The organism is Rossellomorea sp. FS2 (genome assembly GCF_047915635.1).
GTDB lineage: Bacteria > Bacillota > Bacilli > Bacillales > Bacillaceae_B > Rossellomorea > Rossellomorea marisflavi_A.
In genome coordinates, this window is sequence record NZ_JBLRVS010000004.1 from 758,418 (window position 1) to 770,938 (window position 12,521).

At 49.9% G+C, this 12,521-nt stretch carries 17 protein-coding genes; 4 read left to right on the plus strand and 13 right to left on the minus strand.

Features of this window, described 5'->3' with window-relative positions; translation table 11 throughout:
- Positions 1 to 5 precede the first annotated feature (5 nt).
- Together ACNA6I_RS14985 and ACNA6I_RS14990 are read right to left on the minus strand one after the other, a co-directional pair.
- The gene (locus ACNA6I_RS14985) at positions 6 to 1,559 is read right to left on the minus strand and encodes a fumarate hydratase (protein WP_048012399.1); all 1,554 of its coding nucleotides are present in this window, start codon (positions 1,557 to 1,559) and stop codon (positions 6 to 8) included.
- Between the two features lie 154 nt (positions 1,560 to 1,713).
- Positions 1,714 to 1,977, minus strand: coding sequence for a hypothetical protein (locus ACNA6I_RS14990; RefSeq protein WP_048006884.1), 264 nt, complete (start codon positions 1,975 to 1,977; stop codon positions 1,714 to 1,716).
- A 159-nt stretch (positions 1,978 to 2,136) separates the two neighbouring features.
- Here ACNA6I_RS14990 and ACNA6I_RS14995 point away from each other — a divergent pair, with 159 nt between their 5' ends.
- Positions 2,137 to 2,841 (plus strand): DUF421 domain-containing protein, encoded by a 705-nt coding sequence (locus tag ACNA6I_RS14995; protein ID WP_148797057.1) that lies wholly within the window; start codon positions 2,137 to 2,139, stop codon positions 2,839 to 2,841.
- Positions 2,842 to 2,884: 43 nt separating this feature from the next.
- Positions 2,885 to 3,433: a hypothetical protein gene (locus ACNA6I_RS15000; protein ID WP_416313713.1), complete on the plus strand. Its 549-nt coding sequence runs from the start codon at positions 2,885 to 2,887 to the stop codon at positions 3,431 to 3,433.
- On the opposite strand, the gene ACNA6I_RS15005 is transcribed toward ACNA6I_RS15000, so the two are convergent.
- Positions 3,396 to 3,869 carry a GNAT family N-acetyltransferase gene (locus ACNA6I_RS15005; RefSeq protein ID WP_063191801.1) on the minus strand — a complete coding sequence of 158 codons (474 nt, stop codon included), beginning with the start codon at positions 3,867 to 3,869 and terminating at the stop codon, positions 3,396 to 3,398. The two genes, ACNA6I_RS15000 and ACNA6I_RS15005, sit on opposite strands and share 38 nt — an antisense overlap.
- 70 nt (positions 3,870 to 3,939) lie before the next feature.
- A complete protein-coding gene (locus ACNA6I_RS15010) occupies positions 3,940 to 4,122 on the minus strand; it encodes an SE1561 family protein (RefSeq protein ID WP_048006881.1) in 183 nt (60 codons plus the stop codon).
- A gap of 114 nt (positions 4,123 to 4,236) precedes the next feature.
- Between ACNA6I_RS15010 and yfkAB the strand changes: the two genes are divergently transcribed.
- Complete coding sequence (gene yfkAB, locus ACNA6I_RS15015; RefSeq protein ID WP_048006880.1) at positions 4,237 to 5,364, plus strand: radical SAM/CxCxxxxC motif protein YfkAB; 1,128 nt, start codon at positions 4,237 to 4,239, stop codon at positions 5,362 to 5,364.
- A 34-nt stretch (positions 5,365 to 5,398) separates the two neighbouring features.
- Here yfkAB and ACNA6I_RS15020 read toward each other — a convergent pair whose 3' ends face one another.
- A complete protein-coding gene (locus tag ACNA6I_RS15020) occupies positions 5,399 to 5,878 on the minus strand; it encodes a GNAT family N-acetyltransferase (protein ID WP_148797059.1) in 480 nt (159 codons plus the stop codon).
- 108 nt (positions 5,879 to 5,986) lie between these two features.
- Here ACNA6I_RS15020 and ACNA6I_RS15025 point away from each other — a divergent pair, with 108 nt between their 5' ends.
- Positions 5,987 to 6,568 (plus strand): cupin domain-containing protein, encoded by a 582-nt coding sequence (locus ACNA6I_RS15025; RefSeq protein ID WP_048006878.1) that lies wholly within the window; start codon positions 5,987 to 5,989, stop codon positions 6,566 to 6,568.
- Positions 6,569 to 6,606: 38 nt separating this feature from the next.
- On the opposite strand, the gene ACNA6I_RS15030 is transcribed toward ACNA6I_RS15025, so the two are convergent.
- The 8 genes from ACNA6I_RS15030 to ACNA6I_RS15065 all read right to left on the minus strand — a co-directional run bounded on the left by ACNA6I_RS15030 (position 6,607) and on the right by ACNA6I_RS15065 (position 12,521).
- Entirely contained in the window at positions 6,607 to 6,780 is a 174-nt protein-coding gene (locus ACNA6I_RS15030; RefSeq protein WP_416313714.1) for a hypothetical protein, read from the minus strand.
- Between the two features lie 96 nt (positions 6,781 to 6,876).
- A complete protein-coding gene (locus tag ACNA6I_RS15035) occupies positions 6,877 to 7,701 on the minus strand; it encodes a YfkD family protein (RefSeq protein WP_416313715.1) in 825 nt (274 codons plus the stop codon).
- A gap of 129 nt (positions 7,702 to 7,830) precedes the next feature.
- Positions 7,831 to 8,886 carry a calcium/proton exchanger gene (gene cax / locus ACNA6I_RS15040; RefSeq protein ID WP_416313716.1) on the minus strand — a complete coding sequence of 352 codons (1,056 nt, stop codon included), beginning with the start codon at positions 8,884 to 8,886 and terminating at the stop codon, positions 7,831 to 7,833.
- Between the two features lie 74 nt (positions 8,887 to 8,960).
- On the minus strand, positions 8,961 to 9,251 hold the full coding sequence (locus ACNA6I_RS15045) for a hypothetical protein (protein WP_416313717.1): 291 nt from the start codon (positions 9,249 to 9,251) through the stop codon (positions 8,961 to 8,963).
- Positions 9,252 to 9,363: 112 nt separating this feature from the next.
- The gene (locus ACNA6I_RS15050) at positions 9,364 to 9,519 is read right to left on the minus strand and encodes a hypothetical protein (RefSeq protein ID WP_156185239.1); all 156 of its coding nucleotides are present in this window, start codon (positions 9,517 to 9,519) and stop codon (positions 9,364 to 9,366) included.
- A 590-nt stretch (positions 9,520 to 10,109) separates the two neighbouring features.
- Complete coding sequence (locus tag ACNA6I_RS15055; protein ID WP_048006874.1) at positions 10,110 to 10,844, minus strand: ABC transporter permease; 735 nt, start codon at positions 10,842 to 10,844, stop codon at positions 10,110 to 10,112.
- Complete coding sequence (locus tag ACNA6I_RS15060) at positions 10,837 to 11,568, minus strand: ABC transporter ATP-binding protein (RefSeq protein ID WP_416313718.1); 732 nt, start codon at positions 11,566 to 11,568, stop codon at positions 10,837 to 10,839. Before ACNA6I_RS15060 ends, ACNA6I_RS15055 begins: the two co-directional genes overlap by 8 nt.
- A 2-nt stretch (positions 11,569 to 11,570) precedes the next feature.
- A complete protein-coding gene (locus ACNA6I_RS15065; protein WP_416313719.1) occupies positions 11,571 to 12,521 on the minus strand; it encodes a hypothetical protein in 951 nt (316 codons plus the stop codon).

Here is a 12,521-nt window from a genome sequence, read left to right on the forward strand (position 1 = left end):
GCGGTTTATTTAAATACCGGCTCCTTGAATTTCGCCAGTTTTTCCAGTGAGGATTTGTCGACTTCTTCGTGCAGGCTGTTTCCATGGGAGTCCATGGTCACAACGGCCGTGAAGCCTTCGACATTCAGATGCCACATCGCTTCTGGGATTCCGAACTGCATGAGGTCCACTCCATCCACGCCTTTGATACAGTCAGCATAATACTGTGCTGCACCGCCGATGGCATTCAGATAGACACCGCCGTGATCTTTAAGGGCCGCAAGCGTTTTTGGCCCCATGCCGCCTTTTCCGATGACGGCGCGGATGCCGAACCGCTTCATGATATCCCCTTGGTACGGCTCTTCGCGGATCGAAGTCGTCGGCCCCGCTGCCTTCACGTGCCAGTTGCCTTCTTCATCCTTCAGCATGACCGGTCCGCAGTGATAGATGATCTGTCCATTGAGATCAACCGGTGCATCGTTGTCGCTTAAATGCTTGTGGATCGCATCGCGGCCCGTGTACATGCGCCCGTTGATCTGCACGACATCCCCGACCTTCAATCCACGGATCTTTTCTTCTGTGATCGGCGCTTCGAGTACGACGACACTCTGTCCGTCTTCCTTCGCTGCGGCGGTTTCAAGCTCCGCTTCCGTGCCCTGCGTCAGGTCCAGTTTTTCACCTTCCTGATAGAACCACTCGTCAATGCTTCCAGTCTGAGGATCGAGCCTCACGCCGAGACGGCGGAATGCCCAGCAGTTATAGGCTACTGAAACGAAGAAGCTTGCAGGGATCCGGTTCATGACGCCCGCTTTGCATCCAAGCAAGGTCGTTTCACCGCCGAAGCCCATCGTTCCGATCCCTAGTTCGTTTGCGTGCTCCATCACATAGTCTTCCAATTTGCGCAGATCTTCATTCGGATTCACATCATCCACAGCGCGGAAAAGCTGTTCTTTGGCAAGATCGTATCCAGACGAACGGTCTCCTCCGATACCGACACCGATGAACCCGGCGCTGCAGCCTTGTCCCTGAGCCTGGTACACGGAGTGCATCACGCATTTACGGATGCCGTCAAGATCACGTCCGGCACGGCCGAGTCCGTCCAATTCACATGGCAGGCTGTACTGGATGTTCTTATTCTCACAGCCACCGCCCTTCAGGATGAGGCGCGCATCGATATAATCCTTTTCCCACTGATCGAATTTGATGACAGGCGTTCCTAGACCAAGATTATCCCCGCTGTTATCGCCTGTAAGGGAGTCCACTGAATTAGGACGGAGCTTCCCATCTTTCGTCGCCTGCACCATGGCGGCATAGATGGCTTCTTTGATTTCCAGTTGATTGACCCCGACAGGCGTCTTGATCTTGAATGTCGGCAGACCGGTATCCTGACAGATCGGAGATATATTGTCATCAGCCATCTTCACGTTATTGGAAATCGTATCAAGACTCATCGCTGCCCGCGTGCCCGCATTTTCACGCTCTTTGGCAGAGGCGATTGCCCTCCGTACATCCTTTGGCAGGTTCGTTGAAGTCTCTACGATCAAATCATACATGCTTTGTTGCAGTGTCTCTTTATTCATCGTGTTCCCTTCCCCCTCATGATACAGAATTTTCACCATTATTATACTCCTATAAGGAAGTGATTGAAAGGGATTTCACAAAGGAACTCGGGGACCGGGAAAAAGATCCCCTTCCACCCGATAACGGATGAACGCGGATCTTTTTCAGTAGTGATCAATAGTAATATGGGCCATATCCGTAATACGGTGGTGGATACCCGTAGCCATAACCATATCCATAACCCGGAGCTAATAAGGATGCACCGAGCAATCCTCCTGCCAGGCCTCCGATGAACGGTCCACCCCAGAATGGGCGCCCGAATCCGAATCCTGGACGACCAAAGCCGAACCCCGGTCTTCCAAAACCACCACCGAATCCTGGACGAAAACGCTCATCAAATCCGTGTTGTATATAGGTTGGTTGTTGTTCGTATTGCATAGAAGCATTCCTCCTCTGTCTCTCACAGTGGCATCTTATGCTTCCCGATTGAAATGTGTTTGGGCGCTTATCACCCTTTTCATGGCGAGTGCCCACCTTTCCTGGAATGAAACCGTTCCAGATTGGTCATAAAGGATAATGACCAGAGGAGGAAGGAATATGGAAGGCATACTGATTACATTGTTGAGGACCGTCATAAGTTTTGTCATTCTTGCCATTGTCACATTTACGATTGGCAAACACATCAACTCCCATAAAAATCACTATAGCTTTGCACTCTCTGTTACGATCGGCTCCTCCATTGCAAATATGGGATTCGATACAAATCTTCGCTTTGTCGAGATGTTTATTTCGTTCTGTGCCCTGATTGGCCTCTACTATGCATCGATGGTCCTTTCCTCCAACAGCCGAAAGTTGAGGAGATGGATATCCGGCCGGCCGACGGTATTCATCGAGAACGGAAAGATTCTGGATCACAATATGCAGAAAACCAAGTTCTCCCTGGATGACTTGAACCAACTCCTTCGGGAAAAGGAGGTTTTCGATATCACACAGGTGGAGTATGCCGTTCTTGAAGTGAGCGGTCAACTGTCCATCCTCAAAAAGGAAGCTTTCCAGCCGACAACGAAGAGCGACCTCTCCCTATCCTCCACCCCAAGCGCCCTTCCTGTCGAGGTGATCATGGAGGGCAAGATCATCATGAAGGATACCGACCCCACGTATACGAAAGATTGGATTCGGCAGCAATGCAGGAACCGCGGCCTTGAGGTCAGCGACGTTTTTTTTGCCGTGATTAACAGCAAAGGGAACCTGTTCATCGACGCATACGATGATCACATTGTCAGTCCAACCGATATTGAATAATCCTCTCCCAATTCGTCCACAATGCCTATAAGAGGTGAACCACATGAACTCAACCATTGAAAAAAAGGTGCAATCAACCCACGAAGCAGAATACAGCCAGTGGCTCCATCACGACCTTTTCAGTCCCCATTGGTGGGCAATCCTGCTCATCAGCCTGCTGTTTCTCGTGGTTTTTTTCATTTTGATCGACAGGCAGCGATACATGTTCATCCTGCTGGTCTTTTTCATCAGTTTCTTCGTGATCGGGAGTTTGGACGAAATCGGTAAATTCTTCGGATTGTGGGCTTATCCCCACCAGTTCCTTGTCTTCACCCATCGCTTCAATGCCGTCGATTTTGCGATCCTACCCGTCATGGTGACACTGATTTACCAATACTTCAGCAAATGGACGTATTACCTGTATGCCCATACGATCCACTCGGCGATTGTTGCTTTCATCGGCATTCCTCTCTTCATCAAGTTTCACCTGTACCACATGATCCACTGGAATACGTTCTATGGATTCCTGACCTTATATGCAGCCGGTCTCCTCATCAAATATGTGTGCGATGCAATCATGAAGAAACAGAAGAAGTCGGGGATGACCCTGTAAGGATCTTTTCGAAGTAGTACCGGTTTTCGTTCTCCCCGATGATGACAAATCCGCTCCTCTTATAAAATCCGACCGCATCCTCCCATGCCCGGTTCGTCTCAAGGATCAGTTTGACCGCCTTGAGGCTTTTGGCCGTGTCTTCGAGATGCTGGAGCATGGTTCGTCCCAGGCATTTACTGCGCATATCGGACCGGACCGACATACGGACGATTTCATATATGGAGACACCCTGCCTTTTCAATGCACCCGTGCATACGATTCCCTTTTGATCCGTACCAACAAAGAAATGGTTGTCCACTCCGTCATAACTTGCTGCAATATCCTTTATATCGGGATTCAAGGTCTCATCGATCCAGCCGAACCGTTCCCTGAAGCCTTCCAATATAAGATTCTTCGCTTGTTCACATTCTTCCGGGATTATACGGGAAATGTCCATGATGGTACCTCCAGGGTTTTATGCATATTTTACCATGCACACACAAAAAAAAGAGCCCTCACCAGGACTCTCACTCACTTTTCTTGAATTGCTCGACCTTCGTTTCGATATCATCGATCATTTCGATGAGGCGGTCGATATCGTCTATGTCAGCCTGTTCGGGGTCGATGGAGTCGAGGACGTCCACGAAAAGGTTCAGGCGCTGTTTCAGGTATGTTACTTGTGATTCATTGTCATGAATGGCTTTTCCCAAAGGTATTCTCTCCTTTCAGTACCTTCCTATGGTAACGAATATCTTTCGGATTGACAAGGGCCGAACGTTTCTCAATAATGAATGAGTACCCATTTATTAAAGGAGCTTTTAATCATGAAGACAGAAACCGCTTCAAAGGGCATGACAATTGATCATGATCCTTGGGAAGCCTACCTTGACGTCGATGAACACGGGGATATGACCCTGTCGAACATCGAATTCACGACGACGACCCTCTGCAATATGAGATGCGCACACTGCGCCGTCGGTTATACCCTTTCGCCAAAAGATCCGAGCGCCCTTCCGATCGACATGATCCTGGGAAGACTCGACGAGATCAAGACACTCCGTTCCCTTAGTATTACCGGCGGGGAGCCGATGATGTCCAAGAAATCCGTGGAGAACTATGTTCTTCCACTCTTGAAATACGCTCACGAGCGAGGCGTGAAGACGCAAATCAACTCGAACCTTACCCTCGACCTGGATCGATACCTGATGATCGCCCCGTATCTTGATGTGCTCCATATTTCCCACAACTGGGGAACGACGGATGAATTCATCGATGTCGGGTTTGCCAATATGGAACGGAAGCCTACCAGGGAGCAGCGCCAAAAGCTGTTCGACCGTATGATCGAGAACAGCCGCGCCCTTTCAGAACGTGGGGTTCTCGTCTCTGCGGAAACGATGCTCAACAAAAGCACCCTGCCGTATCTTGAGAAAATCCACCGCCAAGTAGTGGATGAAATGAAGTGCGGGAGGCACGAGATTCACCCTATGTACCCATCAGACTATGCCTCTAGCCTTGAATCATTAACCCTGAAAGAAACCTCTGATGCAATCCGCGATATTCTCTCATTCCGTGACGAGAATGTATGGATGCTCTTCGGGACACTGCCATTTTATCCGTGCAGCTCTTCAGATGAAGACCTTGAACTTCTTCAGACACTGTACAAAAGCAAAAATGTGAGCGTGCGTAATGATCCGGACGGCCGTTCACGCCTGAATGTGAACATTTTCACTGGTGATGTGATCGTCACCGACTTCGGTGATACACCGCCGCTCGGGAATATCAAGACCGATACCCTTCCCGAGGTATACGACCGCTGGAAACAGCAGCCACTCGCAAAAGAGCTGAACTGCCATTGTCCTGCAGCACGCTGCCTGGGACCGAACGTTCTTGTGAAATCTATGTACTACAAAGACGTGGACTTCTCGACCCGGGAAGCCAGGATCACACGTTAATGAGAAAGGGGCTTATGGCTCCTTTCTCTTTTTTTCATCTGATGGGCAGTGCAAAAATGAACTGCTCCCCGATTTTCCCTATTTTCCTCCGCCCCGTATCATGATAGCCTGTCTGCCTGTATAAGGTTTGAGCCGGAATATTTTTGTAATTCACGGCCAACACGATTTCATTGCAGGATTCAAACTCCAGACTGACCCATTCCTTCATGATCTGCATGGCTTTTTTTGCATATCCTTTTCCTTGCTGTCTGTGATCGATCGACAACGCGGTCAGGAGCATGGCATGTGGATTGTCCGTGTATTCCTTCACCCTGTCTGTGGAATGCAACAGGAAGAAACCCACCGGCGTCTCTTCTGCAAGGATCACCACCCGGAACCGCCCTTCCGCTTCTTCCCACACCTGTTCAGGCAGAGCGGTGAATTTTGCCTGTTCAGGCGGCAATTGAAATTCTTTCAAATACTCGGCATGCTTTTCCTGAAATAAGCTCAGCGCTACTTCCCCTATCTGCGTCATATGCCACCCCTCCTCCTCTTCATCGTACCAAAATCGCCTACCATGTGCCCAGGCACGAAATCACGAACCGCCCATATCCTATATCATCATGAAAAGAAGGTGATGTGTATGACGAAATACATGGATTATGCTGCTGACTCCGCTCAGTTCAGCTTCGACCTGAATAAAAGCCCACTTTTCAAACTCAACAGCCAAAACCTGATCAATGTCCTGGGCGTCCAGCATCTGAACACCCTTGAAAACTCGTCCCTTCTTGATATCTTTCTCAGCAAGGGGTTCTATGTGGAGCCCCACTATCATCAGAATGCATCTGAACTTGTGTACTGCATATCCGGTGAAGCCAGGGTCACCCTCTTGAATCCCTTCACCCGGCAGCTGATCAATGAAGTCATCACCCCTGGTATGGTGGCCAATGTCCCTCAAGGCTGGTGGCATTATGAGGAGGCCCTTACGGACGATACGCATCTTCTGGCCATCTTTGATGCCCCGACCCCTGAAGTCATCCTTGGCTCCGATATCCTCGCCCTTACTCCTGCGAATGTGATGGCGGAAACATATTGTATCGACGAGAATATGTGGAAAGATGTCACGGAACCGATCCATCCGGGTACATACATCGGCCCGGCCTGCAAGGCGGAACGACCGGTGTCCCCGTCCTATTACCAGCCAGCCCCGATCCGCTACGTGTAAAAACAAAAAGCACTGCGGAATCGGATTCCGTAGTGCTTTCATTGTCGTCGGTCCCTTGGAACGAGTTCTTCCAGTTGTGGATCGATCTGATGATATTCTTTGCTTTTAACCTGCGCTGCATAGTTCCTCGCCTTGCGTGCTTCATACCAGAAACGGGCGCTGACGATCACAACCAGTGCCAGGCTGAAGATCATGAGATAAATCGTGTTCACCTCGCTTAATTCAGAATATTCTAATTATTATATCACGTCACGCAAACGAAAAAAAGGGGGAATCTTTTAGTTACCCGATTCCCCCTTCTTTAAAACCTATCTTGGTGTTTCAGTGGCCATGAACCCGAAATGGACATGATCCTGAATCGGAATCCATGCACCGACTCCCTGTGAGGTCACGTTCTTGACGACGATGGAACGCTTCGTGCCTTTCATGACAAGGTATACTTCACCGTAGGTGACCTTCCCTTTTTCATTGATGGCGGGAGCATACGCATACAGATACCCCATGCGCCTAGGGGAGATGTTATACACCTGATCTTTCTTCGTACCTGCTCCGACAATCGTCTGGAAAGCAAGAGGCAGATCGGATTTTTCCGTTGCTTTGATAAGCATCATCTTCTGGACGTCTTCTGCATGGGGAACCTTGGCTGTGAGTCCACCCTTGACGGCTTTCTGGGATTCCTGAACATAATGGATCTGATGATTGGCCGTCCCTCCGCGGTTATCGAAATAATTCGTATTGATCTTCTGGAACTCCCAGTTCGGGGACGTTTCACTTGATGAATAATTTAGCGGCCATTCCCCAAGATAAATCGTGGCCCGGAGACCGATCGTCGGTGCCGAGTTGATCGTCGACTCATTCAGGATCTTGATGAGGTTTGGATTCTCGATGTCCACATTCGATGTCTCAATCAGTTTCTGTGCCCATTCACTCGGCTGCAGATAGGGCTGATCCTGAGTGGAATTAGGGTACGTATTTTCTTTCGTGATGGTCAGGACGGAATTGGGCACCTTGACCTCGGAGCGGGAAGGCGCCGCCGGGGCCGGCTGCTTCTTCGGCCCCTTTTCGGCGTGAAGGACTGCCGTTCCTGTTATGAAGAAAAGAAGAATGATGGTGATGATGCGAATGGCTTTCATATAGTGGTGACTCCTTTCAATTCTCTGTTTGCCATTAGCTTTTCCTCCCCTTGCCACCTTATCCACCTTCTCATCTAAAAAGAATTTGGAAACAACAAAACCGGCCGTGATTGCCACGACCGGTCTCCCTTATAGCAAATAAAACCCGATGCCCATGATGACATAGGCTGCCAGAAGCGTCGCCCCCTCGAACCAGTTCGTCTCCCCGTCATTGGAGATGACGATGGTCACAAGGACCGCCGACACCATGGCAACGAGCTCAGGAATGGTGAATACAAGAGGCATGTTTGTCTGGAAGAACAGTGATACCAGCACCAGGACCGGTGCCACGAACATCGCCACCTGAAGCGTAGAACCGACGGCGATCTCAACTGCCACATCCATCTTGTTCTTGAACGCCATGATGATGGCGGATGCATGCTCGGCGGCATTCCCGACGATGGCCACGATGATGACCCCGATGAACAGTTCGCTCCATCCGAAGGTACGTCCCACTTCCTCGAAGGTATGAACGAGGCGCTCCGACACATACGCGACAGCCACCGTGGCTAAGAGAAGGATCAGGATTGCCTTTCTCTTGCTCCACTCCGCCTCTTCCTCCTCATGAGCCTTGGCACTTTCATTCTGCTGATACACACCGCGATGGGTCACCAGCTTGAAGAACAGGGCACACAGGTAGAGGGCGATGAGGATGATGGAAATCCCTATACTGAGCGTCATGGTCTTGGACTCGTTCATCTCCATGGAGAAGATCTCAGGAATCACAAACGCCACGATCACGGCAAACATCAAAAGCCCTGAATTATGCCGGGCATCAAACACATTGAATTTCTGACGTTTGTACTTCACTCCCCCGATAAAGAACGAAAGACCCGCGACAAGAAGCAGGTTTCCTAGCACCGATCCCGTTAAAGACGCCAGAACCACTCCGATTAGCCCTGCCTTCAAAGCAAAGATCGAAATGATCAGCTCTACCGCATTCCCGAACGTCGCGTTCAACAGTCCCCCGATCCTCGGACCGGACACCACGGCCAGACTCTCCGTCGCCCTCCCCATGAACGCTGCCAGGGAAATGATCGTTAAACAATAGATCACAAACATCAGAACACTCGACCAGTGCAGCAGCGACCCCGCCACCGAAAGCGGAACCCCCACAAACACGAGGCCAGCAAATACCTTATTCATACCTGTTTCCTTCTTTCCGAATAAAAATATGATTCCACTTGCTTCTATTAAAGATTATCTTGTTCAAACAACGGCTAATTATCCCACTCCCCTTCCTTACAAGCAATGCCCTTTGTGAAGGTTTTATTCCCTCCTGTCATGAAAATCAATCCTCTTGGGTCCACACGCTCACAAAATTCAAACGGGGATATGTGGTCCTTTGATTGAGATGGAGAATCGACGTGGACCGTTCCTATTCGCTCCAGGCGCTTGCTTTCCGCAGGGAGGAAGTCGAGCCTCCTCAGCTGCGCTTCCGGGGTCTCGACCTTTCCTCTATTCCCGTCGGAGTCAAGCGCCTTTCGCTTCAATGCACTCTTTGCTTTCACAAGAGTGAGCGTTGGTCGGTCATTGCGTGCATCCTAACTAACAATAAAGCACAAATCTCTTTTGAATATGATTTTCTTAGGATTATACGATGTGTGTTGATTCAGGTGGAAATCACTCCTGGGATTGAGATAGAGAAAATACGTGGACCGTTCCTTTCCGCTGCAGGCGCTTGCTTTCCGCGGGGAGGAAGTCGAGCCTCCTCAGCTGCGCTTCCGGGGTCTCGAGCTTTCCTCTATTCCCGTCGGAGTCAAGCGCCTTCCGCTTCAATGCACTCTTTGGTGTTATGAAGCATGCAAACTGGATAATGGGTAAGGTACCCTCATTAAATGAGGGAATCTAAGTAGGGAATCCAAGAATACCGTCAGTCCACGATGGCTATTTCCATCAGAAGTATGTGCTGTCTCTCCTGCCAAAAACGATGCGATGTAGACCATTCATCCCACCCTCCTAATCATCTAAGAGTGCCTTGCAGCGGAGGCAGGTCGACTCCTGCGGTTAGGCGGGCGGGGGAGACCCCGCAGGCACGAGGAGGCTCCACCGATCGCCCCGCGGAAAGCGACCAGCCGTAGCGAAAAGGCACGGTCTGCCTTCTCCCTTAACCCTTCATAAAAAAGATCGAGATGCGGATCCACCTATCTTTGACCGGATGATGGGAACATCCAAGATTGCCTTGCAGCGGAGGCGGGTCGACTCCTGCGGTTAGGCGGACAGGGGAGACCCCGCAGGCACGAGGAGGCTCCACCGATCGCCCCGCGGAAAGCGACCCGCCGCAGCGGAAAGGCACGGACCCATCATCAATAAACCCCGGTGAAAAATAAAAAAAATAGCCGCCACCCATCAGGAATGACGACCACACCTCAATACTCCTTCGACCTCGACTTAACGAAAATCAACCCCAAACACAAGAACACAATAAACACCAGATACAACACATTCACCATCTCCACACCCGACCAGTGCCATACCCCGAGCAAGATCTCCTTCATATGATAAAACGGATTAATATCTACAAAAAACTTCAAATACCCAGGAAGCTGATCCGTCGGGAACATCAACCCTGATCCGAACAACACATACTGGAACATGATGATCGTATACGGAAGCACCTGACGCGAGTTCTTGAACAGATTATGCGTCGACAAACTGAACAATAGCGTAATCCCGATCACGATCACAAACGTCAACAGGAACACGATCATATGATCCGTGATGGTGGTCTTGAACACGAATACCCCGATGGCAAGGATCTGGGCAAACCCGAGAAGCGAAAGCAGCACACCTCGTATGACGTACGTGAAAATGATCTGATAAATGCTGATGGACGACAGTACGAGCCGCTTATGAATCCCCCGCTCCTTCTCCGTTACATACTGCAGACCGATATTGAAGAATAGGACAAGGAATGAAATGAGTAATCCATAGATCGGGATATACGGTCCGAAGTTCTCAGCCCCGCCGATCGTATTACTGAAGATCTTCATGAAGACGAAAAAGAAGATGCCCGGCAATATCATGATGGGAAGGGCGAAGAAAGGCTCCCGGAAGAAGACAAGGAAATCATACTTACTAAGTTTGATCAGCGATTTATTCATTGGCCGCCTTCCTTTCTTTGATCACGTTGAAATAGGCTTCTTTGAAGTAAAGGGTGCCATGCTTATGCTTCAGCTCCCTCGGATTTCCGCGTTCTGCAATCATGCCATTGTTCAGGATGATGACTTCATCGGCGTACATATCCACTTCTTCAAGGGAATGGGTGGACAAGATGATGGTGGCTCCCTGCTCTTTGGCAACGGAGATATTCGTCCACAAATCGTTCGTTGCTTCCGGATCGAGACCCGTCGTCGGTTCGTCCAGGAAGAGGATCTTCGGTGAGTTCAGGAACGCACACGCGAGGAGGATCCGTTTTTTCCACCCGCCAGACAGCTTCTCGAACTTCACGTTCAGATGGGATTCGAGTGAGAAGATCTCGATGACGTGGCGGACACGCTCTTCACTGATGTTATGGAAGGAAGCAAACAGGTCGAGGATCTCGGCAATTTTGAGATATGCGTACATCCCGCCTTCCTGGAAGACCACTCCGATATTCGAGCGGATCTTGGACAGATTCGCTGCTTTGGACAGGTCCATGCCGATGAGCTCTACTTCTCCTGAGTTCCACGGCTTCAAGGTCATGAGGATCTCGAGGAGGGTCGTCTTTCCCACCCCGTTCGGTCCCATCACGGCCAGGATTTTATTTTCCTCCACCTTGAAGGAGATATTGTTCAAGATCGTTTTCGAACCATAGGCTTTATTGAGGTTATTCACATTGAGGATCATGGTTACCAACCACCTTCTATGTCGATTAATTTGGAATTGAAGCTATCGTTATCAAATGCAAAGGCACCGTTGATGGGAAGCTGGACATCTTCTGCCAAGTGTTTGAGCGTTTCTTCATGAATGAAATAAAGGATCCGCTGGATGAGACCCGCTTGGATCATGGACTGGGGAACGGTAGGAAGGGCAGGCGTCCCACCATGGATCTTCCTGAAATCCGTGTATCCATAGCTTTCTTCATTCAGCACCAATGGTCCGACGGTGAATTCATCGGTGTAGCATCCGTAGTGCACGGCGATCGATGAAGCGATCTGGCCCAGAGCTTTCTCTGCATCGATCAGATTCAGTTCAAGAAGCCGGTTATCGATGATCCAGACACCCTCCTGGTCCTCCGGGATGACCCATTGGACCCTCTCACCGTAAAGGTCTTCAACCGAACTGGACCCGTGCATGGTCAGGAGCTTTTGAAGCTGGATATCCTCCCGTTCCCTCGGTGAGGGCTCCACGATCGAGACGCTCATCCCCAATGATGACAGGGTCCGGCTGAGGGTAAGGCTGGTTTCACTGATTCCCCAGAGGATGAAGGTTTTCTTCCCTTCAGGTCCCAGGTAAGTTTCATAAAGCGATTCCGGACGGATTGACCTCCCGAACTCATACTGTATGTAATCCTCTTTCAAAGCGGGACTTGTGAACCCCGCTTGGTCGAACAATCGAGGATGTGTCTGCAGCAGCTTGATGGCAAGCTTTCCTTCAATGCTTCCACTCAAGCTTTGAAAGGAGACGAAATGCCTCAGGACCGCTTCAAAATCCAGTTGGACCTTTTCGAATTGAGGACCGAGATTGAATTTGAGGATGATCTTTTCTTCCTTTTTATCAAGAACGATGACCTCACGCCGGTCCCTCGGATTGGATAGGATCATATAGTCGTCTTTCAACCTGATCACTTGATTCTCCAT